This window comes from Pseudorhizobium tarimense, assembly GCF_022968135.1.
GTDB lineage: Bacteria > Pseudomonadota > Alphaproteobacteria > Rhizobiales > Rhizobiaceae > Neorhizobium > Neorhizobium tarimense.
Genome location: NZ_JALJRA010000002.1, coordinates 101756 through 124666, shown reverse-complemented (window position 1 = coordinate 124666; position 22911 = coordinate 101756). Strand labels below are relative to the sequence as shown.

The following is a 22911-nucleotide window of genomic DNA, read 5'->3' as shown; positions in this document are numbered from 1 at the left end:
AGGGATTGAAGCAATGACCGACCAGACCTTGACCGCGCTCCTCGTGAGCCACGCTGTGCTCGAGCAGCTCGTTATCAACCTGACCCACCTGGTCAGCCGCGAATACGACGACAGCCGGGCGGTTCGCACCGCAATCATTGACGACATTCGCTTCCGGCTGGAAGCGATGCAAAGGAAGCCTGCTCGGGAAAGTCAGCAGCTCGCCTGCGTGGCGCTGGAAGCGCTTGACCGGATCGAGCCGAGGATCTTGGGGGACGCTGATGCGGGCCAGCTGAATTAGGCGGATGGTCATTCGGCAGCCTCCACCAGATGCGTCGGTCTTAGAACTTCAGGGGGCCATTCGACATCGTCAGGCCAATTGCGGGAGAACCAGCCGACCACCTCGTCATACTTCTTCGCGGTAAAAGTCTTTCCCTCACGCAAGCGCAGGAAGAAGCGTCCGTCTGCCGCACAATGGCGACCGACTGTCGCCTCCTCAAGGCAACGTGCCGCGCCGTAGCGCTCAGCGAGGGTCATCAGATGGTGAACGAGCTGCGTTTCCATGCAGCCGTTATAGTTGGAAACTTCCACCTATGCAAATCGAAATTTCCAATTCGCGTCCGATGGTGGAAATTTCCTATTATGGGGGCATGAACACATTGCGCGATATCGTTGTCAAAAGATTGGAAGAACTCGGCTTGGGGCCCGTTGAGGCTGCCGTGCAGGCAGGCATCGAGCGCTCCTACATCCGCGACATCGTCGAGGGGAGGAAGTCATCTGTAAGAGCAGACAAAATTGTTGGCCTGGCCGCTGCGCTACGTCTGGATCCAGCCGCACTCTCGCGCAATGTTGCTGTTCCGGTCGACGGAGATAGCCCGACCGACAATAGGCGCACCAGGCCGAACGCGAGCTTCCCACCACGATACCAGACGTTCTCGGGTGAAGGCTACATTCCCCTTCTGGGGCAATCGGTTTCAGGGCCGAATGGCCGCTTCATCTTGAATGGGGCAGAGATGGGACGCCTATTCGTCCCTCCGATGCTTGAAGGCGTAGAGGGAGCATATGCCGTTCGCGTCTACGGGACCTCGATGGAGCCTCGCTTCAAGGCTGGAGAGACGGTGTGGATAAATCCGCATGAACCCGTCCGCGCCGGCGACGACGTTATCGTCCAGATCCTGACCGATGAGGAGAATGGCCGAGAGAGCTATATCAAGGAGTTTCGGTCCCGATCTTCGAAGGTCACTCGCCTGTGGCAGCACAATCCCGATGAAGGCGAGGAGAACGAGCTAACCTTTGACACAGAGAGCGTCTTCTCGGTGCATAAAGTCGTCTTTCACGCCACCGTTTGAAGTCTATCTTCTGCTACCCATGTGGGGCGGACGGTCAGATTTCGATCCTCAGGCCGCCTCTTAGGGCACTCACTGCATCGGATCTTCCGGCAAAGCTGCTTGAATGTATGCACACCAAGGGACGAAGCCTGCCGCAGATTCGTCGGCCTCAGCAGCCTCGAATGTCCGCAGTCGTCACAGGCGACGTAAACGCTCGCCAATTCCACTACCAACCTGTGTGCATCCGGGTGATCGATAACCGACAACTTCTCGACCTCAAGTTTGTTCTCATTTCGTTCACGCACAAAAAGCAAGACTCACGGGCCTTGTCGAGTCAAAAGTGATTCGCTGCCAACCGGCTCCGCTAACGCCTTGTAGATGCTTTAGGATTCCTCGCCTTAAGTTGGAGCTATCCATCAATACCTCAGCTTTCCAACTTTCAATCTTGCGAAGTTGGAAATCTCCTACTATAAGTCCTCATCGCCGCCAGCGTGCTGCAGGCCCCTGCCGCTCGATACCGCGAACGCTAAAAGCCGATGAGGAACCAGATGATCCGCTACGCCCCAGCCCCTGTCACATCCGCACCTTCACAGCCCGTTCGTTGCGCCCGCTCCCTGACGGAGCGCATGGCGGAGCATCTTCGCGAGGAGGCATTCTCCGGACGCGGTGACGTTCAGTCTCTCCGCGACCGCGGATGGAGCCAGGCTTCGATCGAGCGTCTCGGCCCGGCCGCGATCCAGCTCGCCCGCCGCAACTCGACCCGGCAGGTGGCGCCATGAACAGCGCCGACCTCTTCACCGATAGCGCCGAGCGCCGCTGTGATCCGCAGCTTATCGAGATCCTCACTGAGCGCATCACGATGTGGAACCGGCCGCTGGCCTATCTCCTTTCGGCGGTTGTTGCCGTCGCTCTCGGCTTCGCCGCTGCAGCGGGTGTGTGATGACGATGCTCGCCCGCCAGCCCCAGCCCCTCACCTTCCCGCGCCTGGCAGTCAAGCCGGTGTGGAATTTCCGCGCCGACGGAACCGTCATGGATCTCGCTGCACCCACGGTCAACGAGATCTGCTTCGTCGACATGGCGCGTGCGCTTGCCGGCGCTCGCCGGTTCGACGGCCGCGGCATACCGATTGCCCAGCATTGCGTCATGGGCGCCCAGGCCATCCTCAACGAAGGCGGCACCCCTTTGGAGGCAGCACTATTCCTGCTGCATGACGCGCATGAATGGCTGCTCGGCGACTGGACGGAGCCTGCACAGACCCTGCTCGGATCGCTGCTGCCATCGCTCGCCGTAAAATCGGCGATCGCGCAGATGAAAGGCGGATGGGACGCAGCGATTTATGCGGCAGCCAACCTTCCCCTGCCCGAATTCTGGACGACGCGCCAAAGGAAGCTGGTCAAGACCATGGACCAGCGGATGTGCCGAGCCGAGGCGATAGCGCACTTCGGGCCGGAGGCCGCGAACCGGTTTCCGCCGTCGGACCCGCCAAAGACCAGCGGCGCCATCTGCATCTGGGGCACGGCACGTGCGGAAGAGAAGTTCGCCGAATACTGCCACGCCTTCATCGGTCCGGACATCATTGCACGTCAGGCAGCACTTGCCGCTCGAACCAGGCGGAGGGCGTGAGCCATGCAGTTCGCCATCCTGTTCGATCCTGAAGAGATCCGCCTCCCTTTCGATGCGCATGACGTCAAGCTGCCGCTCGCGCGCAGCCCGGACTGCCTCGCCACATTGGTTGACGCGGACGGGCGCGACGTCCTGACGCTCGACGTCAACAACGACCGCCCTGACGCCGATGTCGAAGCGCTGGCGCAGCTCATCCTCACCATCATCAACACCAGCGCCGGCCTTCACCGGGCCTCGCGTACCTTCAAAACCGAAAGGACCGCCTGATGGCAAAGCACGTCCCTTTCCGTGTCCACTTCGAGGACGGCCACAAGGTCGATGTCGACGCCGAGACGGCACAGGATGCATCGAAGAAGGCGCTCGCCCGCCATGACGGCATCATCCGCAAGGTGAAGGTCGTCCGCGAAAGCGAGGCGGCATGACCGAGAAGATAACCGTCACAGTCGTCAAGACCTTTCCGGTCTCCGGTCGCAGCCTCTGCTTGACCGACGAGAGCGGCGCGCTGACTGGCGGCGTTCACAAAGACGGGTCGCCGCTGTCGCAGAGCTTCACCGTCGGCGCGGTTGCGCTGCAGGAAAAGGATGGCAGCTGCATCGCTGGTCCGGTCGACTTCTGGGACGTGATCGGCTTTGCCGAACGCATCATTGAGGGCGATCAGCGGGCACTGACCGCGCCGGTGGCCTCGCTTCTTCTCGCCACGGCGCTTGTCGGCATCGCGCGGACCTGGCCACTGCCCGGCACTGCGCCGGCGATGACGCGGGAGGCTGTCTGATGTCCGGCTCCGTCAACAAGGTCATCCTCATCGGCAATGTCGGCGCTGACCCCGAGATCAGGCGCACCCAGGACGGTCGGCCGATCGCCTCGCTGCGCATCGCGACCTCTGAGACTTGGCGCGATCGCACCAGCGGCGAGCGGCGCGAAAAGACGGAGTGGCATTCGGTTGTCGTTTTCGTCGAGGGGCTCTGCAAGCTCGTCGAGCAGTACGTGAAGAAGGGCTCCAAGCTCTACGTCGAGGGCCAACTGCAGACCCGCAAGTGGCAAGATAGCCAGGGCACCGACCGCTACTCGACCGAGATCGTCCTACAGGGCTTCGGCGCCAAGCTTGAGATGCTCGATAAGCGTCAGGGCTCCGGCTACCAAGCCGGCGGCACTGGCCCGGGCGACTACGGCTTGGACGAAGATCGGGCCACAGGCTCCTCCAGCACATCCTCAGGTTCTCAAGGCACGAGCAGCGGCAGCTTCTCTCGTGGTCTCGACGACGACATTCCCTTTTGACGGAGAGAGAAGATGAAGATCATACGCGATGCGCAGGCCCTGATGGGCATGCTGGAAAGCGGCGAACTCAATCGCGAGTTTACCGAGCAATTCACGCAGGTTCTGGAGAAGCTCGATGAGCTCTCCAATGATCAGCCGAAGATCACCTTCAAGGGCGAGGTATCCCTCAAGCTCAAGCTCGAGGTGAAGAACGGCATGGTCGAGATCAATGCCGAGATCCCGCCGGCGAAGCTGCCGAAGATCCCGCGGCGTGCCACCGTCTACTTCCTCGTCGACGGCGGCAGGCTCTCCACCGAGCATCCCCAGCAGAACGACATGTTCGGCGGCCCGCGCGAGATAGATCGCAGCCGCTCCCAGCTCACCGACGCCTAACCTTGAAGGAACAGGATCATGGATCAGCTATCTGAAACTGCCGTCAATGCCATCGCTGAGCTAACCCGCGACGCGGGCGTGACGGTGCAGAACATCACGCCGCCGAACATCCCCGGCCTGCCGTCTTCGGTCCCGGTGATCATCGACCCGAAATCCGGTAGCGCGAAGAGCGTCAAGTCGCTGGTCGAGGAATGGCGTGAGACGCCGGACCGGAAGCGCGGCACGGCCAAGGTTCATACTTTAGAAAGCTTCATCCACCTGGTCGACCGCCACAAGACCGAGGACAGCGTCATCTTCGCCGATATCGATTGGCAGAAGCCATCGCTGACGGCGATCATCGACTATCACGAAAAAGGTAACGGCGGCGAAGCCGACAATGGCAAGCATCGCATCTATTACCCCTTCCCTCTCTCCGAGGAGTGGAAGGAGTGGGTCCGCTTCAACGGCCAGCCGATGAAGCAGGGAGAGTTCGCGGAGTTCATCGAGGACCGGATTGCCGAGCTCGCAACGCCGCACGAGGAAGAGGTCGCCGACTGGCAGGACAAGCTCGGTGGAAAGGTCGCCTATCCGAACGAAATCGTCATGCTCTCGCGTGGATTGAAGGTGAATGCCGAAACCAAGGTCGTCAATCATGTGACGCTGTCTTCCGGCGAGGCACAGATCACCTTCGAGGAAGAGCATCGCGACCAGAACGGCCAGAAGCTCGTCGTTCCCAGCCTCTTCATCATCAAGCTGCCACCCTTCTTCCGCGGCGAGGCGGTGCGCGTGCCGGTTCGTCTCCGGTACCGCGTCCAGGCAGGTTCGTTGATCTGGTTCTACCAGCTTTACCGGCCGGACGTGTACATCACGGAAGAGGTCGAGCTCTCGCTCCAGCGTGCAGCCGCGGCGACCGAACTGCCCGCCTTCCAGGGCACTCCGGAAATGTCGGCCTGATCACCAGGGCGGCGCTTCCGGCGCCGCTCCTTTTCTCACCCCGAGGGAGCCTCCATGTTCACCGCAAGCAAGTCATCGCTCCTGGACGCCCTGAAGCTGGTCGGCCAGATCGTGGAGCGCCGCAACACGATCCCGATTCTGCAGAACGTCCTCATCGACCTCTGGGGCAACAGCGGCAAGCTGACGGCCCGGGTGAGCGATCTCGACGTGGAAGCGACCATCCCTTTCTCCGCAACCGTCGACACGGATTTTCGGGGGTTTACTGTCCCGGCCCATCTGCTGATGGATATCGTCAAGAAGCTGCCCGATGGCGCCGACGTGCGCGTCGAGGCCGCCGATCCCGATCTCGGCGGCGTAAACATCAAGTCCGGCCGCTCCCGTTTCAGGCTACCGGTTCTGCCGCCAAGCGACTTCCCCTCACTGGAAGGATCGGAGCTGCCGTTCACGATCGACATTCCAAGTGCGATGCTCGAGCGGGCGATCTTGGCCGTGCAGTTTGCGATTTCAACGGAAGAGACCCGCTACTACCTCAACGGAATCTATCTGCACGCGGCTCCCACCGGCGTGAAGCTGGTGGCAACCGATGGTCACCGCCTGTCGAAGCGGTTCATCCCTCTCGACGACGTGCCGCAAGAAATGCCGGGCATCATCATTCCGAAGAAGACCGTCGAGACGATCGTCAAGCACCTGCCAAAGGACGGTACGGTCACGCTGCAGGTGTCGGACGCGAAGATCCGCATGCTGATCGGCGACATGGTGCTGCTGTCGAAACTGATCGACGGTACCTTCCCGGACTACCAGCGCGTGATCCCGACGCACGAGAGCTTCATCGAATTGGAAGGCAAGCATCTTGCCGCCGCGATTGACCGCGTCTCGACCGTCTCCACCGGCGGCAGCCGGGCCGTCAAGATGACCTTCTCTGGCGGTACCCTGAAACTCCTGGTCAGCAACCCGGACGCCGGCAATGCCGAGGACGAGGTTGCCTATGAGGGCGAGGCCGAACTGGAGACCGGCTTCAACGCAAAGTACGTCAACGATGCGCTCGCCCGCCTCAGCGACGACGGGCTGCAGTTTCACCTGGGCGACCCCGGCTCGCCAGCCGTGCTTCGTGCCGATGGTGACCATGCGGAAAACCTCATCGTGCTGATGCCGATGCGCGTGTGAGGAGGCGATGATGACCCGACGTATCATCGACAAGGCGCACCAGGCCCTCCGCGACAAGCAGGCTCAGTTCTGCCGCATCAGCTTCCTGCGCAAGAACCAGGAAGGCCATATCATCCACTGCGGCGAGGACGATGACTGGACCGAGTGTCGCGTGAGCCCGGTCAGTTCCTACTCATCCTACGGCGAACAGACCTTTGCACCCGACCAGACCTATCAGCGCGATACGCTTCTCGCCCTCCTCGCCCAGGCATTCGAACTGGGCCGGCTGGCGAAAGCGCGAGAGATCAAATCCGTATTGGAGATCAAGTGATGTCAGAGCGTCAGGCGACACCAGGAGTGCATGAGAATTTCGCATCAGTCAGCGAGCCGAGCCTCGGCGCGGATCATCTCGATGAACTCGTCGCTGGTCATCCTGCGCGTCTCGGTCTCGCCGAGCTCACTGACGAAGGTGACCAGCCAAACCTTGCTGCTGATTTGCACCGCGAAGTGGGTAGCCTTGAGCATGAGGGTTCTCCTTTCGCCAAGGAGAAGATCACTGATGCTCGCGCCGATCTACTGACAGAAGTGTGGGGTTCTGATCAGGTCGCCCCCCCCACACCCTCATCACATTTGCGGGGTGACGACGAATGATCCGCGTCCTCGATCTCTTCTCCTGCATCGGCTTCCACTCCCTCGGCTTGGAGCGGGCATCGCCTGATTTCAAAATTGTCGCCTTGTGCGAAGCCAACGAACGCCGCCGGCAGGAGCTGGAACGGCTGCACCCCGGAGTTCCTATCTATGACGATGTCCGCACCCTGCCTGTCATCGAAGCTGACGTCGTTTTCGGCGGCCCTCCCTGCCAACGCACCAGTGTTGCCGCTGCCATCCATGGAAAGCGCGACGGGCATTCTCTCTGGCCCTACATGCTATGCGCCGGGATCGACGCCGGGGCAGAATGGATTGTCGTGGAGCAGCCGCCCGGCAACGCGGCGTGGGAAGCCCAGGTCTATCGACACCTTTCACGCGCTGGCTACCACGTCGCCCGATTTGTCTTCGGCGCTGAAGACGTTGGTGCGCCGTATCCACGCCGGCGAGTGTACCTTATTGCCTGCACCAGCTTGCCGAGACTGGAGATCGCCTGGCAGGCGGGACCATCCGCGATTGAACGCGCCAAGGGGGCAGCAGATGCCAGAGGTGATTGGGACCCGGATGCCATACCGACTTTCGATATGGATACTTGGCGCGCCGATGACGTGCTGGAGCGCCGGGAAGCCATAGAGGCTCTTGGTGATAGCAACCCTCCAGCGATGGCAGAGGTCATCGGGTACATGATTTCGGATGCGATGGCGGGGGGAGCGGGATTCGAACCCGCGCTACCTTTCGGTAGGACAGAGTATCGGTCTGCTGCCTTCAACCACTCGGCCACCCCCGTCGATCCGCAAGAAATGGCAGGGGCTGCTGATCTTTGCAAGACCCCACCGCCCCAATCGAATGTGAAGGGGGATTGAATGTATCGATTTAGCGAATGCCGGTTCATGTGGGGCCGATCTAAGGGCTCCTTAGTTGCTTGTAGGAACGATCATGAGAGTGCGGTATTCTTGAGCCAGCCTTTCCAGCCTGCTGCGGAAATTCTCGACGTCGTCCACAATCCGCTCAAGGCTTTCTCGCACCTCCTTAACATAGCTGTCGTAGAAACCAGTACCGTAGGGGAACTGCTGGCCCTTCGTGATACTGTTGTACCGCAGTATCTCGCGTTTGTGATCCAACGCGTCGTCGATGCGACCTCTTGCCTTGCGAAGGCGCTCAATCATCTCACCGTCGAAAAGCTCTTCGGTCTCCCTTACATCGCCGCGGTTGATCCGCTCACGCGCATACTCCACACCACTAAACAAGAAATCCAATTCCTCCCGAAGCAGGATTTTTCCTTTCTCCGGATTGCGAAGCGCACGAACCGCGTCTCTCATATTTTCCAGCGCTTCATTGAGTTCATCGACATCAGGGTTTGCAGCACGATCCACCCTCAGGGCATCCTTCCTGATGGTCAAAGAAACCTGCTGCGCGTGTCGCCCCTCCGCTTGCGTATCGGTCTCTCGCATTTGCCAGACGGTGAAGTAAGCGGCCGCTATCGCCAAGATACCGCCAAACAGAGTTTGAAAGTCATAAATGAACTGGCGGATGGGATTTCCGCCGAGACCGAACAAGTTCGGAGGCTCTGCGACGGCCAAGAACACAATCAACAGCATGGCACCAACTGCTATGACCGTGGGGAAAAACCAAAAAATAACATTACGTCGCATTCTCACAGTGCCCCCATTGTCCAACCGACATATCTATCGCCCCGCTGTCGGAAGAAGCATGAGCCTCTGCTCCCGTCAACACAGTCAGATGCGTTGAGGCTGTCGTCATGACCGCGACACTTCCACCGCTTCGCTGGCACGGCGGCAAGTGGCTGCTCGCGCCATGGATTATCAGCCATTTCCCCCAGCACCGCGTGTATGTGGAACCGTTCGGCGGTGGCGCATCGGTATTGCTCCGCAAGCAGCGATCCTACGCGGAGGTCTACAACGATCTGGACGATCAGGCGGTCAACCTATTTCGCGTGCTGCAAGACACCGATGCTTCCGAGCGACCGGTAGCCGCGCTTGAACTGACACCTTTCGCTCGCGCGGAGTATGAAATCGGATGGGAACCAACAGAGGAGCCCGTTGAGCTGGCGCGCAGGCTGATCATCCGCAGCTTTATGGGCTTCGGATCGCACGCACACGCTGACATGGGCGCAGGACACAAGACCACCGGCTTTCGGGCGAATTCCAATCGCTCCGGGTCTACACCGGCACATGACTGGGCGCGTTACCCGTTCCGACTCGCCGGCATCATTGAGCGGATGCGCGGCGTCGTGATCGAGCGCCGGCCGGCGCTGAAGGTTATGCGTACCCACGATGGCACCGACACCCTGCACTACGTCGATCCGCCCTACCTGCCGGAAACCCGTGGGCAGAAGAACGCCTATGATGCCAAGCATCAGTATAGGCACGAACTGACTGTTGCCGATCACGAGGAGCTGCTCGAGGCGCTTCGCGAACTGACAGGGATGGTGATCCTGTCCGGCTATCCCGCAGCGCTCTATGACGACGCTCTCCACGACTGGATGCGCGTCGAGCGCCAGGCTCTCGCCGACGGCGCCCGCCCTCGGATCGAGGTCTTATGGATCAATCCGCTCTGCGCGGACCGCCTCGAGCAGGAGCAATCCCAGCGGTCCCAGATGATGTTCGAAGGTGTCTTATGACCAACGACAAGAACCCATCACCCCAACCGAGGGAGTGCGGGCCATGACCTTCCGTGGACGTGTCTTCCTGCTCGGCTTTGCCGTCTCGATCCTGACGTGGGGCGGGATCATGGCTGCAGTCTTATCTGCATTTTCCTAAATGGAGGTTGCATGATCAGCGGATCATCCCCCTTTGACGGCCTCCCGATGTTCGCCAGCGATCAGGACATTGCTGTTGCGATCGTCGGCAAGAAGGCGGCCGGCGATTGGCTGAAGACACGTTTCCCGGCGATCGAGAAGGCGCCAGGCTTCCCCAAGGTAGATCCTCTGCACGGCGGCAGACCAGTTCCCCTCGTTAAGCTTTTTTATGATACATACCTGCACGTGCCGAAGGCTGGCAGGGGAATGCCGGACGGCGAGGAGAATGAGGGCGCATGGAAGAGGTCCAGGCAGAAGGCTTGAAGTGGATCAAGCGCGCCAATCGCCGGGTTCCCTACTGGGTTGCTGACGAGACCGACGTCAAGAATGGCTACGTGCCAAAGACGGTCAACCTCGACAAGTTCCGCGACCAGCCGGACATTCTCGTTGCCCGCTGCAATCTCCTTCAGGCGGAGATGATGCTCTGGCGCGCCGGCTTCCGCCGCGAGGAGATGAAGTTCGACGGCTCGATCCGCTCGCTGCTGAACATCTATCAGCGAGATCCCGAGAGCTCTTACCAGAACCTCAAGCCCGGCTCGCTGGTGCCGTACAATCACTATCTCCAGAAGATCGAGGAGCACATCGGCACGCGCCGCGTCGACCAGATCGACGGCATCGATGTGCTGCGCTGGCATAAGGTTTGGTCGGAGAACGGCAAGCATCTGGCCGCTGCGTCCACCTGCCGCGCAGTCCTTGAAGCTGCCGTCAAGCACGGGATCCTGCGCCGGTACGAAGGATGCATCGAGCTGCGCCAGATCCTTGTGACGGCCAGGGCGCAGCTTCCGAAGCCTCGGCCGCGCGAGGTCGTTATCACGGCCGACGAAGTCGTTGCTGCCCGCCTGGCAGCGCATGCCGCTGGCCGTCCGTCGTCCGCGCTAGCTTACGCGCTCGCCTTCGAAACGACGCTGCGCCTCTGGGACATTATCGGCCAGTGGTGGCCGCTGGACAAAGGCGGCATGTCGGACGTCATCAGCCCTGAAATGGGAATGAAGTGGTTCGGTCTGAGGTGGGAAAACATCGACGAGACAATGCTGCTTCGCTATCGGCCATCCAAGACGGATGGCACGACGGGCAAGTCGATCATCTACCCGCTGACGAAGGCGCCGATGGTGATGGAGGAGCTTGATTATTGGCCCGTCGAAAAGCGGACAGGGCCAATAATCGTCTCTGAGGAAACTGGCCTCCCCTACCTCAACCGGGTTGTGACGGAACGGTGGGAAGCAGACCGCAAGGCCGCCGGCATCAGCTCCAAGGCATGGGCGCGAGATCTTCGCGCTTCCGGCATTACGGAAGGTCGAGCTGCTGGCGTTGAGACCGACGATGCAGCCAAAGTGGCCGGCCACTCCACCAAGAGAACGACATCAGCCGTCTACGACCGTGCGGCGATCGAGGCCGCAGAGCGATTCGCTGATGCAAGGATCAAGGGCCGCGCTGACGGCGGCAAACGCACCGAAAAATAGCCGATCAACAGCCGCTATAGGCGCTTAACCACAACTTTGTGGGGTTTTGCATCGTCTTGCAGCTAAAAGATTCGACAATTCCCGAACGAATCGCGAAATTGGAAAGGTCCACACGTCTGAACCACGTGTGGACCTCGAAGTGTTAACAGCCGGAAGGGGCTGCCTGTGTGATCACCACCGGACAATGATTCATCCGGTGGGAGCAGTCAAGCCCTGGAAGGCGCCTTTATAGGAGAGCCATCATGGCGATAACGACGCATCCCCTGACCGGGGTGGAAATTAATCCCGTTGTAATTGAGCGCAAGGCATTGTCGTTCGATGAAGCGGTGACTGCCCACGTCATGCGAATGCAAGGCGTAAAGTACAACATCATCGCGCAGCATCTCGGCACAAACACTCACCGGCTCGGTGAGGTGTTTCGTGGCGAAAAGCATAGCGGGTCGCGCCGCGTTGCAGAGGCGTTGATCCGCAAGGTCAACTGAAAGAAGGCGGCCCGGCTGCAAGGGCGGGCCGCCTCTCTCTCCAGCCGGAGAACGTTCCGGTAACAGCAGCGGTAACGCGCGGTAACGCTTTGGCCTCAAGATGCTGTGAAATCGAGGGAATTCACTCTCTGTTCTTTAACATCCCCTTAAATCGCCGCATTTAAAGTCCAGCGGATGCGCGGGCGAATGTGGATCGCCGGCTCTGCCGGCCAAGGCATGGGGGTATCGACGCGGCATGGCTGCCAAGGGAAAGTCACGACACCGGATCGAGCCGTCCTTTGACGATGACGACTATGTTGATGATGACCTGCGCCTGGATTCCGACGACCGCATAGCCGGTGGGAATCGGAAGCGCACCCGAACGGCCAAGAAGACGCCTCCGTCCCCCGCCCGGCGCAAGAAGAAGACAACCCGGCAGTCTCGCGGTCTCTTCGGGCCGCTGCGTTCCCTTGTATACTGGTGCATCGTCCTCGGCATCTGGGCCGGGATCGGCGTTGGCGGGCTGGTGCTTTACTATGGCGCGCAGATGCCCGCGGCCGGCAGTTGGTCTATCCCGGACCGTCCTCCGAACATCAAGATCGTTTCCACCGACGGTTCCGTTATCGCCAACCGCGGTGCAACCGGCGGCGAAGCGCTGTCGCTCGAGGAGATGTCGCCCTACATTCCACAGGCGGTCATGGCGATCGAAGACCGGCGCTTCTATTCCCATTTCGGCGTGGATCCCCTCGGTCTTGCACGCGCCTTCGTCAACAACCTGACGGGGCAGCCCATCCAGGGCGGATCGACGATCACCCAGCAGCTTGCCAAGAACCTCTTCCTTTCCCCGGAACGCACCTTCGAGCGCAAGATCCAGGAAGTTCTGCTTGCCTTCTGGCTGGAGCACAAGTTCGACAAGGACCAGATCCTGGCGATGTATCTCAACCGGGTCTTCTTCGGCTCGAACGCCTATGGGGTTGAGGCCGCATCCCGGCGCTACTTCAACAAGTCGGCGCGTGACGTGAACCTCGGTGAGGCGGCCCTGCTTGCCGGCCTCCTGAAGGCGCCGTCGCGGCTTTCCCCTGCCCGAGACCCGGAGGCTGCGGAAGAGCGCGCCCAGGTTGTCCTCGGTGCTATGCAGGAAGAGGGCTATGTCACCGAAGAGGAAATCAAGTCCGCCATGTCGCAGCCGCCGACGAAGGCGCGCAGCTACTGGTCCGGTGCAGAACATTATGCCGCGGACATGGTGATGGACGAAGTGAAGCGGCTGCTGGGAGACGTCAAACAGGACGTTGTGGTCGAGACCACGATCGACCTTTCGCTGGAGGAAAAGGCGGAAAAAGCCCTGACGACGATTTTGGACGAAGAAGGTGCCAAGCTCAATGCCAGCCAGGCCGCACTGGTTTCGATGGATGCGACAGGAGCCATCCGCGCGCTCGTGGGCGGAAAGGATTACGCCCAGAGCCAGTTCAATCGTGCCGTCACGGCAAAACGCCAGCCCGGCTCGGCCTTCAAGCCCTTCGTCTATGCCGCCGCGCTGGAAGCGGGCATTCGCCCGGATTCAATCCGCAACGATGCGCCCGTCAAGATCGGCAAGTGGACGCCCGAGAACTACGATCAGAAATACCGCGGCGAAGTGACGGTCTCCTCTGCTCTCTCCCACTCGCTCAACACGATCGCAGCGCAACTCGTCATGGAGGTAGGCCCACAGGAGGTCGTCAGCCTGGCGCACAGGATGGGGATCGAGCAGGAGCTGCAGCCCAATGCCTCGATCGCGCTCGGGACCTCGGAAGTGCCGCTGGTGGAGCTGACGGCCGCCTACGCCCCCTTCATGAACGGCGGCTACAAGGCGACCCCTCACATCGTGCGCCGCATCCTGGATACGGACGGCAACGTGTTGCACGAGGCGAGCTACGAAAACCCGCCGCGGGTCTTGAGCGAGACCATTGCGGCCACGATGAACAGTATGCTGACCCGCGTCATCCAGGAAGGGACCGGAAAGGCCGCGCGCCTGAAGGACTGGCAGGCCGCCGGCAAGACCGGCACCACCCAGTCGTTCCGCGACGCGCTCTTCGTTGGCTATACCAGCGTCATGACGACCGGCATCTGGTTCGGCAATGACGACGGCAGCTCGATGAAGAAGGTCACCGGCGGCGGGCTTCCGGCAAAGGCGTGGAAGGAATACATGACGGCAGCGCTGGCCGGCTATTCGCCGACGCCTCTGTTCGGCAGCCATGGCGGCTTCGAATTGCCGCCGGCCACCGAACCGCAAAGGGAATCGACGACGATTGGCGACATCATCTCCGGCGTCTTCCCCGGCCGGTCGCGACAGGAAGAGTATCCAGACCCGCCGCCGAGCGACGACTATTACGGCGAACTTCCCCAGGATGATCTGCCCGTGCGTGACTACCGAGAATATCGTGGCCCCTATGACGGCTATGGCGGTGCCCCCGTGCCCCCCGGCGACATTGGGGGTAGGCCGATGCCGCCAGCCGACGTTGGTCCCGGCGGCCGACACCAACAGCCGCGTCAGACGACGCTCTACGACCTGATCATGGGCCACTGACCGTCGCTGCCGCGCCGTTCACATTCCCGTGTTTTTTTGCTGGCTTCAGCAGGTTGTCCTGCCTTGCAGTCGAAAAATCCCGTCCTTATATACGCCGCATGACGCAGCGCATGCTGCCCGAAACGTAAAAGACCATCCCATTCGAGGAACTGTCAGCGGAATGCCTGAGCGGGGTTCCGACGGTTCGCTTAAAGGAGAGAGAAACATGGCAAAAGTAATTGGCATCGACCTCGGTACGACGAACTCCTGCGTCGCCATCATGGACGGCAAGGACGCGAAGGTGATCGAGAACGCCGAAGGCGCTCGTACGACCCCTTCCATGGTCGCCTTCACCGAAGACGGTGAGCGCCTCGTCGGCCAGCCGGCAAAGCGCCAGGCCGTGACCAATCCCACGAATACTCTTTTTGCCGTCAAGCGCCTGATTGGCCGCCGCTACGAGGATCCGACCGTCGAGAAGGACAAGGGCCTCGTTCCGTTCGAGATCTCCAAGGGCGACAATGGCGATGCCTGGGTCAAGGCTCAGGGCAAGGGCTACTCGCCTGCGCAGATCTCCGCGATGATCCTTCAGAAGATGAAGGAAACCGCAGAATCCTACCTCGGCGAGAAGGTCGAGAAGGCGGTCATCACCGTTCCGGCCTACTTCAACGACGCACAGCGCCAGGCAACCAAGGATGCCGGCAAGATCGCTGGCCTTGAGGTTCTGCGCATCATCAACGAGCCGACCGCTGCCGCACTCGCTTACGGCCTCGACAAGAAGGACGGCAAGACAATCGCCGTCTACGACTTGGGTGGTGGTACCTTCGATATTTCGGTTCTGGAAATCGGCGACGGCGTCTTCGAGGTGAAGTCCACCAACGGCGACACCTTCCTCGGCGGTGAAGACTTCGACATGCGTCTCGTCGAGTATCTCGCCAACGAGTTCAAGAAGGACCAGGGCATCGACCTGAAGAACGACAAGCTTGCCCTGCAGCGCCTCAAGGAAGCTGCGGAAAAGGCCAAGATCGAGCTCTCGTCCTCGCAGCAGACCGAAATCAACCTGCCGTTTATCACGGCAGACGCTTCCGGTCCGAAGCACCTGACGATGAAGCTGACCCGCGCGAAGTTCGAAAGCCTGGTCGACGATCTGGTCCAGCGCACCGTTGCTCCATGCAAGGCAGCACTCAAGGATGCAGGCGTCACAGCTGGCGAAATCGACGAAGTCGTTCTGGTGGGCGGCATGAGCCGCATGCCGAAGGTTCAGGAAGTCGTCAAGCAGCTGTTCGGCAAGGAACCGCACAAGGGCGTCAACCCAGATGAAGTGGTCGCCATGGGTGCAGCCATCCAGGCCGGCGTTCTGCAGGGCGACGTCAAGGACGTCCTTCTGCTCGACGTGACCCCGCTGTCGCTCGGCATTGAAACGCTCGGTGGCGTCTTCACCCGTCTGATCGATCGCAACACGACGATCCCGACGAAGAAGAGCCAGACCTTCTCGACCGCCGAAGACAACCAGTCGGCCGTGACGATCCGCGTTTCGCAGGGCGAGCGCGAGATGGCTGCGGACAACAAGCTGCTCGGCCAGTTCGACCTCGTCGGCCTGCCGCCGGCACCGCGTGGCGTTCCGCAGATCGAAGTCACCTTTGACATCGACGCGAACGGCATCGTCCAGGTTTCGGCCAAGGACAAGGGTACGGGCAAGGAACAGCAGATCCGCATCCAGGCTTCCGGCGGTCTGTCGGACGCCGACATCGAGAAGATGGTCAAGGATGCCGAGGCGCACGCCGAGGAAGACAAGAAGCGTCGTGCCGGCGTCGAGGCGAAGAATCAGGCAGAGAGCCTGGTCCATTCGACCGAAAAGTCGCTGCAGGAATACGGCGACAAGGTCTCCGAGTCCGACCGCAAGTCGATCGAAGATGCGATCGCTTCGTTGAAGGCGGCTGTCGAAGCGTCCGAACCGGATGCAGACGACATCCAGGCCAAGACCCAGACGCTCATGGAAGTGTCCATGAAGCTGGGCCAGGCGATCTACGAAGCGCAGCAGGCTGAAGGCTCCGACGGTTCCGAGGGCGGCAAGAGCGACGACGACGGCGTCGTGGATGCCGACTACGAGGAAATCAAGGACGACAAGAAGTCGGCTTAAGGTCCGCCTCCTTGGCGAGCCTTTCGAGATAGTCGACTAGAAAATCCGGCTGCCATCGTGCAGCCGGAATACTTTCGGGAGCCGTTACCTCCATGGCAAAAGCTGATTTTTACGAAACCTTGGGTGTCGGCCGGTCCGCTGACGAGAAGGAGCTGAAGAGCGCCTTCCGCAAACTCGCGATGAAGTATCATCCGGACAAGAACCCGGGCGACACGGAAGCCGAGAAGAAATTCAAGGAGATCAACGAGGCCTACGAGACCTTGAAGGATCCTCAGAAGCGCGCAGCCTACGACCGCTTCGGGCACGCAGCCTTCGAAGCCGGCGGCATGGGCGGCGGCGGCATGGGCGGCGGTTTCGGCGCAGCCGGTGCCGGCGGCTTCTCCGACATCTTCGAAGACATCTTCGGCGAGATGATGGGAGGCGGCCGCGCACGCCGCTCCTCCGGTGGGCGCGAACGCGGTGCCGACCTTCGCTACAATATGGAAATTTCGCTCGAGGAAGCCTTTACCGGCAAGACGGCGCAGATCCGCGTGCCGACCTCGATCACCTGCGATGTCTGCTCCGGTTCGGGTGCCAAGCCCGGTACACAGCCGAAGACCTGCGGCACCTGCCACGGCTCCGGCCGCGTGCGGGCGAGCCAGGGCTTCTTCTCTGTCGAGCGGACCTGTCCGACCTGCCACGGCCGCGGCCAGACGATCACCGATCCCTGCACCAAGTGTCACGGCCAGGGGCGCATTTCTGAAGAGCGCTCGCTGTCGGTCAACATCCCGGCCGGTATCGAGGACGGAACGCGCATCCGCTTGCAGGGCGAGGGTGAAGCCGGCATGCGGGGTGGCCCGGCGGGAGACCTCTACATCTTCCTCTCGGTGAAGCCGCACCAGTTCTTCCAGCGTGACGGCGCGGATCTCTTCTGCACCGTTCCGATCTCCATGACGACGGCCGCGCTCGGCGGGACCTTCGATGTGGCGACGCTTGACGGCACGAAGTCGCGCGTGACGGTGCCAGAGGGCACGCAGCCCGGCAAGCAGTTCCGGCTGAAGTCCAAGGGCATGCCGGTGCTGCGCTCCTCGCAGACGGGCGACCTCTATATCCAGATCCAGATCGAGACGCCGCAGAAGCTGACGAAGCGCCAGCGCGAGCTGTTGCAGGAGTTCGAGGAGATCTCCTCGAAGGAGAACAATCCGGAATCAACCGGCTTCTTTGCCCGGATGAAGGAGTTCTTCGAAGGCTGACATGCGTTCGAGGAGACTACGATCAGCGAAAAGGGCAGCCGCGCGGCTGCCCTTTTCGCTGAAGAACTCGCGCCTAATAGTGTGGTGGCTTGGTGATCGCCGGTGCATCGAGCGAGGCTTCCTCGAGCGTCAGAAACCGCTCAGTCAGCCGATCCAGCTTCGCCCTTGTCTGCTCGACGGCCTTCCACTGCTCGGCAAGCTGATCCGACAGTTCTTCGATCACCTTTGCCTGATGGGCCGCAAGCTCCTCGAGCCGTATCATCCGGTCTTCATGGTCCGTCACTGTGGAACCTCAAGTTTCCCCCGCGGAAGCGGCTTATAGCTGCTTCTTGCGCTTGTAGGGCATCAGCATGATGGCCGAGGCTGTTACCGCACCACCGAAGGTGAGCGCAAGCGGGATGGCGATCATCGCGAAGGAGAACAGCGGCATTCGCGACCGAGCGATCGTCGACCCGATACCGTAGAGATTGAACCAGAACAGGGCGAAGGCAACGGAGGCTCCAAGCGCCATGCCGAACGCCGCATTGATTGTCAGGAACCACAGCATCTCGCGGTGGTCCCGGCGGGCTTCTTCCGGCGTCATGTCATCATTCGAGAGCATGAGGGTCAACTCCTGGCAGACGTCGCGAGGTATCATCTGCGGTGACGCTGTCGCCTCAAACTATAGGATACGGTCATGGTTCCCGCTGCGCTACAGACGCCACAAGATCTTTCGGTGCCTCCGCAATCGCCTGGCGCCGGCTTGTCATAAGCATCGAGAACCCTTAGCTCCGATCTACCAAGTCAAGCAGACGTTCATGGCGCAAAAGATCTTTCTCTCTCAGCTCAAGCTCAGCGACTTCCGCAACTACGCGGAAGCGACGCTGCCGCTGGACGAGCGTCATGTGGTGCTGACGGGCGAGAACGGCGCGGGCAAGACCAACCTGATGGAGGCCGTCTCCTTCCTTTCGCCTGGACGCGGCCTGCGCAGGGCCGTTCTCGCAGACGTCACGCGCGTAGGGGCAGAGGCGGGCTTCTCCGTGTTCGCAAAGATCGAGGGCATGGAGGGGGAGGTTGCTCTCGGCACCGGCATCGATGGTGAAGGAGAAGCTCAGGTTCGTCGTCTGCGGATCAACGGTACGCCCGCAAAATCCACCGAAGAACTCACCGATCACCTGGCCGTGCTCTGGCTGACACCGGCGATGGATGGGCTTTTCACCGGGCCTTCCGCCGATCGCCGGCGTTTTCTCGACCGGTTGGTGCTGTCGATCGATCCTGCCCACGGCCGGCGCGCCAGTGATTTCGAACGTGCCATGCGCAGTCGCAACCGCCTGCTTTCGGAAGGGCGCTTCGACCCTTCCTGGCTTTCGGCGATCGAGACACAGATGGCGGGGCTTGGCATTGCCATGGCGGCCGCCAGACAGGAGATGCTCGGCCTGTTGCGTAACCTGTCGGCCGCGACGGAGCAGACACCGTTTCCTTCGCCGACTCTCACCCTGAGTGGCTTCCTTGATGAAACAGCCGATCGCCCCGCAGCCGATCTGGAGGATCTCTACCTCGACATGCTGCGCGAAAGCCGCGGGCGGGACGCGGCGGCAGGCCGGACGCTAGATGGCCCGCATCGCAGCGACCTTCTTGTCCGTCACCGGGAGAAGGACATGGATGCCGGCCGGTGCTCCACCGGAGAGCAGAAGGCGCTGCTGATCGGGCTCGTGCTTGCTCATGCGCGGCTGACCGCGAACATGACTGGGTATGCTCCCATCCTTCTGCTCGACGAGATTGCCGCACATCTGGACGAAGGCCGGCGCGCCGCCCTTTTCGACCTCATCCACGAGCTGGGCGGCCAGGCCTTCATGACCGGTACGGACCGCTCGATGTTTTCGGCGCTGGCGGAGCGTGCGCAGTTCTTCACCGTGGAAGGCGGCAGCATCCGCCCATAGCTTTCGGCTGTCGAGAAGGGCTGATAGGATCAACTCCATGGAACTGTCCGCTGAAGAGATCGAACGTTACCGTCGCCACATCCTCCTGCCGGAGATCGGCGGGGCGGGACAGCAGCGCCTGAAGAATGCGCGGGTGCTGGTGATCGGCGCGGGCGGCCTCGGTGCGCCGGTGCTGCAATACCTGGCGGCGGCGGGGGTCGGGACGCTCGGGATCATCGACGACGACATCGTCTCTCTGTCCAACCTGCAGCGGCAGGTCATCCATGATACGGGAACGGTCGGGGCCGCCAAGACGGAAAGCGCAAGGGCCTCCATTGCACGCCTCAACCCCGGTGTCCGCGTGCTCGACTACGAGGAGCGCTTCTCGCTCCGCTGGGGGACCTCGCACCTTCCCTTGTTCGACCTCCTCATCGACGGATCCGACAACTTCGACACCCGGTATGCCGCAGCAGATGCCGCTGAGGAAGCACGTATTCCGCTCGTTACGGGCGCCGTCGGTCGCTTCGACGGGTCGCTGACCGTGCTGATGCCTTACGCGGCTTCCTCCACAGGAACAGCCAATCCCACATACCGCGATCTCTTCCCGGAGAAGCCGCCTGAGGGCCTCATTCCCTCCTGCGCGGAGACGGGAATCATCGGCGCGCTGACCGGCGTCATCGGCACGCTCATGGCGATGGAAGCCATCAAGATCCTCACGGGAATCGGCGAACCCCTGGTGGGACGGCTTCTGCTTTACGACGCCCTCGCCGCCCGCTTCGACACAATCCGCTACAAGCGGCGCCCAGCCGAAAGCGCTGCCGAGTGAGCGAGATCCGCCGCATTACCCCGGAGGATTTCGATCAATGGGAGGCGCTGCTTCAGCTTATCCTGCGATCGTTCCGCTACATGGACGGGATGATCGATCCGCCCTCTTCGGCACGACGTCTCACGCTGCAGTCCCTGAAGGAAAAGGCCGCTAGCGAGATCGGCTTCGTCGCGACGACGGAGGGTGAACTTTCGGCCTGTATCTTCTGCCGCCCCGAGCCACCGGATGTCCTCTACATCGGCAAGCTAGCAGTACTGCCGGAGATGCAGGGCAGAGGGCTTGGCCGGCAGCTGCTTGCGACGGCCGAAGATGTCGCAGTGACGAGCGGTGCCAACAGCCTCCGCCTGGAAGCGCGTATCGAGCTTGCAGACAATCACGCGACCTTTGCTCGCTGGGGGTTCGTCAAGTCGGCAGAACGCTCTCATCCCGGCTATGACCGCGTGACATTCATCGAGATGGTCAAGCCGCTGGCAGGCCCGTTGGCAGTAGCCAGCTAAACTGTTTTGCGACTTAAGCGCGGCCCGGCAGAACGCGGTTCGGCGGCCGATGGCCGTCAAAGAAGGTACGGATGTTGATGATCACCTTGTCACCCATGTCGATGCGCCCCTCAATGGTGGCCGATCCCATGTGCGGCAGGAGGACAACGCGGCCTTCATTGGCGAGCTTGATCAGCTTCGGATTTATCGCCGGCTCGTTCTGGTAGACGTCCAGGCCAGCGCCTGCGATCTTCCCCTCGCGCAGCAACTGGATCATCGCCGCCTCGTCGATGATGTCGCCGCGGGCAGTATTGACGATGATGGAGGTCGGCTGCATCAGCGCCAGGCGGCGCGCCGAGAGCAAATGGAAGGTTGCCGGCGTGGAGGGGCAGTTGACCGAGACCACGTCGACGCGTGCCAGCATCTGGTCGAGGCTATCCCAATACGTGGCCTCCAGCTCCTCCTCGGTTGCGGGATGGGCGCGCTTGCGGTTGTGGTAGTGGATCGACAGGCCGAAGGCCTTGGCTCGCCGTGCGACAGCGGTGCCGATCCGACCCATGCCGACAATGCCGATACGCTTTCCCCAGATCCGTCGACCCAGCATCCATGTCGGGGACCATCCGGCCCAATCACCGGGACTGTCCGTGAGGATGCGAGCCCCCTCCGTCAGCCGACGCGACACCGCGAGGATCAGCGCCATGGTCATGTCGGCGGTATCTTCGGTCAGCACATTTGGCGTATTCGTGACGGTGATGCCCTTCTTGGCGGCAGCGTCGATGTCGATGTGGTCGGTGCCGTTGGAGAAGCTCGCAATGAGCTTGAGGTCTTCACCGGCTTCGGCGATCAGCGCTTCGTCGATTCGGTCGGTGACCGTCGGCACCAGCACGTCCGCCGTCTTCATCGCGGCCGTCAGCTCGTCTCTCGTCCGCGGACGGTCGTCGATGTTGAGCTCGGCGTCGAACAGCTCGCGCATGCGGGTTTCCACGGCATCGGGCAGCTTTCGCGTGATGTAGACCTTGGGCTTCTTCCTGACTGTCATGGCGTCGTGTTCAGAGGTCCTTAACCAAGTCGCGCGATATTCGACGTATTCAGGGCGTTTCTACCAGACCCGTCAGCGAAGACAAACAAAACCTCTTCCGAGGCGTTGTCTCGGCTGCGCCCGTCCGTGATCCCATGACCGGTGAGACCGGTACGGCATAACTTGGAATGGCACGCATGCGTAGCGTCATCCTCACCACCCTTCTTGCTCTGACGGTCGGTCTCGCCACCTCGATCGCTGCCCCTTCGGCTGCCTCTGCTCAGGGTGCGGGTAAAGGGGCAAGCGGCCTTCCGCTTCCCCGCTTTGTCAGCCTCAAGTCGAAGCGGGTGAACATCCGCATCGGCCCGAGCACCGATTACCCCGTCGCCTGGATGTACCTGAAATCCGGTACGCCGATGGAGGTGATCCAGGAATACGACAACTGGCGCCGGGTCCGCGATGCGGACGGCACGGAAGGCTGGGTGAACCAGGCGCTGCTGTCCGGCGAGCGCACGGCGGTTGCCGCACCTTGGATGCGCGGGAAGGACGGCGAGGTATTCGTCAACATGCGGCGCGACCCCCAGAACTCCTCGGCCGTCATCGCCAAGCTTCAGCCCGGCGTCGTCATCGTGATGAACGAGTGCAACGGCGACTGGTGCCATGCTGTCGTTGAAGGCGCCGAAGGCTGGGTGAACCAAGCCGAGATATGGGGCGCCTATCCCGGCGAAGCCTTCAAGTAGGGACG

Annotated in this window: 31 protein-coding genes; 25 read left to right on the top strand and 6 right to left on the bottom strand. The window is 61.4% G+C overall.

Annotated features, from left to right (window positions below):
- The first annotated feature begins 13 nt into the window (after nucleotides 1-13).
- A complete protein-coding gene (locus tag MUU54_RS02870) occupies nucleotides 14-280 on the top strand; it encodes a hypothetical protein (protein ID WP_247242534.1) in 267 nt (88 codons plus the stop codon).
- A gap of 8 nt (nucleotides 281-288) precedes the next feature.
- On the opposite strand, the gene MUU54_RS02865 is transcribed toward MUU54_RS02870, so the two are convergent.
- Entirely contained in the window at nucleotides 289-543 is a 255-nt protein-coding gene (locus tag MUU54_RS02865; RefSeq protein ID WP_247242533.1) for a hypothetical protein, read from the bottom strand.
- A gap of 29 nt (nucleotides 544-572) precedes the next feature.
- Here MUU54_RS02865 and MUU54_RS02860 point away from each other — a divergent pair, with 29 nt between their 5' ends.
- The 12 genes from MUU54_RS02860 to MUU54_RS02805 all read left to right on the top strand — a co-directional run bounded on the left by MUU54_RS02860 (nucleotide 573) and on the right by MUU54_RS02805 (nucleotide 6984).
- Nucleotides 573-1328, top strand: coding sequence for a LexA family transcriptional regulator (locus tag MUU54_RS02860; protein WP_247242532.1), 756 nt, complete (start codon nucleotides 573-575; stop codon nucleotides 1326-1328).
- 527 nt (nucleotides 1329-1855) lie between these two features.
- The gene (locus MUU54_RS02855) at nucleotides 1856-2086 is read left to right on the top strand and encodes a hypothetical protein (RefSeq protein ID WP_247242531.1); all 231 of its coding nucleotides are present in this window, start codon (nucleotides 1856-1858) and stop codon (nucleotides 2084-2086) included.
- Nucleotides 2083-2247, top strand: a complete 165-nt coding sequence (locus MUU54_RS02850) for a hypothetical protein (protein WP_247242530.1) — start codon at nucleotides 2083-2085, stop codon at nucleotides 2245-2247. The genes MUU54_RS02855 and MUU54_RS02850 overlap by 4 nt, the downstream gene beginning before the upstream one ends.
- A complete protein-coding gene (locus tag MUU54_RS02845) occupies nucleotides 2247-2930 on the top strand; it encodes a hypothetical protein (protein WP_247242529.1) in 684 nt (227 codons plus the stop codon). The genes MUU54_RS02850 and MUU54_RS02845 overlap by 1 nt, the downstream gene beginning before the upstream one ends.
- 3 nt (nucleotides 2931-2933) lie before the next feature.
- The gene (locus MUU54_RS02840) at nucleotides 2934-3197 is read left to right on the top strand and encodes a hypothetical protein (protein ID WP_247242528.1); all 264 of its coding nucleotides are present in this window, start codon (nucleotides 2934-2936) and stop codon (nucleotides 3195-3197) included.
- On the top strand, nucleotides 3197-3352 hold the full coding sequence (locus tag MUU54_RS02835; protein ID WP_247242527.1) for a hypothetical protein: 156 nt from the start codon (nucleotides 3197-3199) through the stop codon (nucleotides 3350-3352). The genes MUU54_RS02840 and MUU54_RS02835 overlap by 1 nt, the downstream gene beginning before the upstream one ends.
- Nucleotides 3349-3702 (top strand): hypothetical protein, encoded by a 354-nt coding sequence (locus MUU54_RS02830; protein WP_247242526.1) that lies wholly within the window; start codon nucleotides 3349-3351, stop codon nucleotides 3700-3702. The genes MUU54_RS02835 and MUU54_RS02830 overlap by 4 nt, the downstream gene beginning before the upstream one ends.
- The gene (locus MUU54_RS02825) at nucleotides 3702-4205 is read left to right on the top strand and encodes a single-stranded DNA-binding protein (RefSeq protein ID WP_247242525.1); all 504 of its coding nucleotides are present in this window, start codon (nucleotides 3702-3704) and stop codon (nucleotides 4203-4205) included. Before MUU54_RS02830 ends, MUU54_RS02825 begins: the two co-directional genes overlap by 1 nt.
- A 12-nt stretch (nucleotides 4206-4217) precedes the next feature.
- Complete coding sequence (locus MUU54_RS02820; protein WP_247242524.1) at nucleotides 4218-4577, top strand: YfdP family phage-associated protein; 360 nt, start codon at nucleotides 4218-4220, stop codon at nucleotides 4575-4577.
- Nucleotides 4578-4595: 18 nt separating this feature from the next.
- Nucleotides 4596-5510, top strand: a complete 915-nt coding sequence (locus MUU54_RS02815; protein ID WP_247242523.1) for a DUF2303 family protein — start codon at nucleotides 4596-4598, stop codon at nucleotides 5508-5510.
- A gap of 54 nt (nucleotides 5511-5564) precedes the next feature.
- Complete coding sequence (dnaN, locus tag MUU54_RS02810; RefSeq protein ID WP_247242522.1) at nucleotides 5565-6674, top strand: DNA polymerase III subunit beta; 1110 nt, start codon at nucleotides 5565-5567, stop codon at nucleotides 6672-6674.
- A 7-nt stretch (nucleotides 6675-6681) separates the two neighbouring features.
- Nucleotides 6682-6984, top strand: coding sequence for a hypothetical protein (locus tag MUU54_RS02805; RefSeq protein ID WP_247242521.1), 303 nt, complete (start codon nucleotides 6682-6684; stop codon nucleotides 6982-6984).
- A 44-nt stretch (nucleotides 6985-7028) separates the two neighbouring features.
- Here the strand turns inward: MUU54_RS02805 and MUU54_RS02800 are convergent, their stop codons facing one another.
- On the bottom strand, nucleotides 7029-7178 hold the full coding sequence (locus tag MUU54_RS02800; protein WP_247242520.1) for a hypothetical protein: 150 nt from the start codon (nucleotides 7176-7178) through the stop codon (nucleotides 7029-7031).
- Nucleotides 7179-7300: 122 nt separating this feature from the next.
- Here MUU54_RS02800 and MUU54_RS02795 point away from each other — a divergent pair, with 122 nt between their 5' ends.
- Nucleotides 7301-8161, top strand: a complete 861-nt coding sequence (locus MUU54_RS02795; protein ID WP_247242519.1) for a DNA cytosine methyltransferase — start codon at nucleotides 7301-7303, stop codon at nucleotides 8159-8161.
- A gap of 51 nt (nucleotides 8162-8212) precedes the next feature.
- Here MUU54_RS02795 and MUU54_RS02790 read toward each other — a convergent pair whose 3' ends face one another.
- Nucleotides 8213-8896 (bottom strand): hypothetical protein, encoded by a 684-nt coding sequence (locus tag MUU54_RS02790; protein ID WP_247242518.1) that lies wholly within the window; start codon nucleotides 8894-8896, stop codon nucleotides 8213-8215.
- A 161-nt stretch (nucleotides 8897-9057) separates the two neighbouring features.
- On the opposite strand from MUU54_RS02790, the gene MUU54_RS02785 reads away from it, so the two are divergent.
- The 7 genes from MUU54_RS02785 (at nucleotide 9058) to dnaJ (ending at nucleotide 17948) form a co-directional block, all read left to right on the top strand.
- Nucleotides 9058-9939 (top strand): DNA adenine methylase, encoded by an 882-nt coding sequence (locus MUU54_RS02785; RefSeq protein WP_247242517.1) that lies wholly within the window; start codon nucleotides 9058-9060, stop codon nucleotides 9937-9939.
- Between the two features lie 150 nt (nucleotides 9940-10089).
- A complete protein-coding gene (locus MUU54_RS02780) occupies nucleotides 10090-10380 on the top strand; it encodes a hypothetical protein (protein ID WP_247242516.1) in 291 nt (96 codons plus the stop codon).
- Nucleotides 10353-11576, top strand: a complete 1224-nt coding sequence (locus MUU54_RS02775; protein ID WP_247242515.1) for a site-specific integrase — start codon at nucleotides 10353-10355, stop codon at nucleotides 11574-11576. Before MUU54_RS02780 ends, MUU54_RS02775 begins: the two co-directional genes overlap by 28 nt.
- A 242-nt stretch (nucleotides 11577-11818) precedes the next feature.
- Nucleotides 11819-12058: a hypothetical protein gene (locus MUU54_RS02770; RefSeq protein ID WP_247242514.1), complete on the top strand. Its 240-nt coding sequence runs from the start codon at nucleotides 11819-11821 to the stop codon at nucleotides 12056-12058.
- Between the two features lie 235 nt (nucleotides 12059-12293).
- Nucleotides 12294-14600 carry a transglycosylase domain-containing protein gene (locus tag MUU54_RS02765; protein ID WP_247242513.1) on the top strand — a complete coding sequence of 769 codons (2307 nt, stop codon included), beginning with the start codon at nucleotides 12294-12296 and terminating at the stop codon, nucleotides 14598-14600.
- A gap of 205 nt (nucleotides 14601-14805) precedes the next feature.
- Entirely contained in the window at nucleotides 14806-16716 is a 1911-nt protein-coding gene (gene dnaK, locus MUU54_RS02760) for a molecular chaperone DnaK (RefSeq protein ID WP_247242512.1), read from the top strand.
- Between the two features lie 92 nt (nucleotides 16717-16808).
- Entirely contained in the window at nucleotides 16809-17948 is a 1140-nt protein-coding gene (dnaJ, locus tag MUU54_RS02755) for a molecular chaperone DnaJ (protein WP_247242511.1), read from the top strand.
- Nucleotides 17949-18021: 73 nt separating this feature from the next.
- Here the strand turns inward: dnaJ and MUU54_RS02750 are convergent, their stop codons facing one another.
- Both MUU54_RS02750 and MUU54_RS02745 read right to left on the bottom strand, forming a co-directional pair.
- Nucleotides 18022-18231 (bottom strand): SlyX family protein, encoded by a 210-nt coding sequence (locus MUU54_RS02750; protein ID WP_312038797.1) that lies wholly within the window; start codon nucleotides 18229-18231, stop codon nucleotides 18022-18024.
- Nucleotides 18232-18264: 33 nt separating this feature from the next.
- A complete protein-coding gene (locus tag MUU54_RS02745) occupies nucleotides 18265-18549 on the bottom strand; it encodes a DUF7536 family protein (RefSeq protein WP_247242510.1) in 285 nt (94 codons plus the stop codon).
- 196 nt (nucleotides 18550-18745) lie between these two features.
- On the opposite strand from MUU54_RS02745, the gene recF reads away from it, so the two are divergent.
- From recF to MUU54_RS02730, 3 genes are read left to right on the top strand one after another with little or no spacing between them, the layout of a single operon-like run.
- Entirely contained in the window at nucleotides 18746-19867 is a 1122-nt protein-coding gene (recF, locus tag MUU54_RS02740; RefSeq protein ID WP_247242509.1) for a DNA replication/repair protein RecF, read from the top strand.
- Nucleotides 19868-19904: 37 nt separating this feature from the next.
- Nucleotides 19905-20672 carry a molybdopterin-synthase adenylyltransferase MoeB gene (locus tag MUU54_RS02735; protein WP_247242508.1) on the top strand — a complete coding sequence of 256 codons (768 nt, stop codon included), beginning with the start codon at nucleotides 19905-19907 and terminating at the stop codon, nucleotides 20670-20672.
- The gene (locus MUU54_RS02730) at nucleotides 20669-21169 is read left to right on the top strand and encodes a GNAT family N-acetyltransferase (RefSeq protein ID WP_247242507.1); all 501 of its coding nucleotides are present in this window, start codon (nucleotides 20669-20671) and stop codon (nucleotides 21167-21169) included. The genes MUU54_RS02735 and MUU54_RS02730 overlap by 4 nt, the downstream gene beginning before the upstream one ends.
- Nucleotides 21170-21182: 13 nt before the next feature.
- Here the strand turns inward: MUU54_RS02730 and MUU54_RS02725 are convergent, their stop codons facing one another.
- Nucleotides 21183-22187 carry a 2-hydroxyacid dehydrogenase gene (locus tag MUU54_RS02725; protein WP_247242506.1) on the bottom strand — a complete coding sequence of 335 codons (1005 nt, stop codon included), beginning with the start codon at nucleotides 22185-22187 and terminating at the stop codon, nucleotides 21183-21185.
- Between the two features lie 176 nt (nucleotides 22188-22363).
- Here MUU54_RS02725 and MUU54_RS02720 point away from each other — a divergent pair, with 176 nt between their 5' ends.
- The gene (locus MUU54_RS02720) at nucleotides 22364-22906 is read left to right on the top strand and encodes an SH3 domain-containing protein (RefSeq protein WP_247242505.1); all 543 of its coding nucleotides are present in this window, start codon (nucleotides 22364-22366) and stop codon (nucleotides 22904-22906) included.
- Nucleotides 22907-22911: the final 5 nt, after the last annotated feature.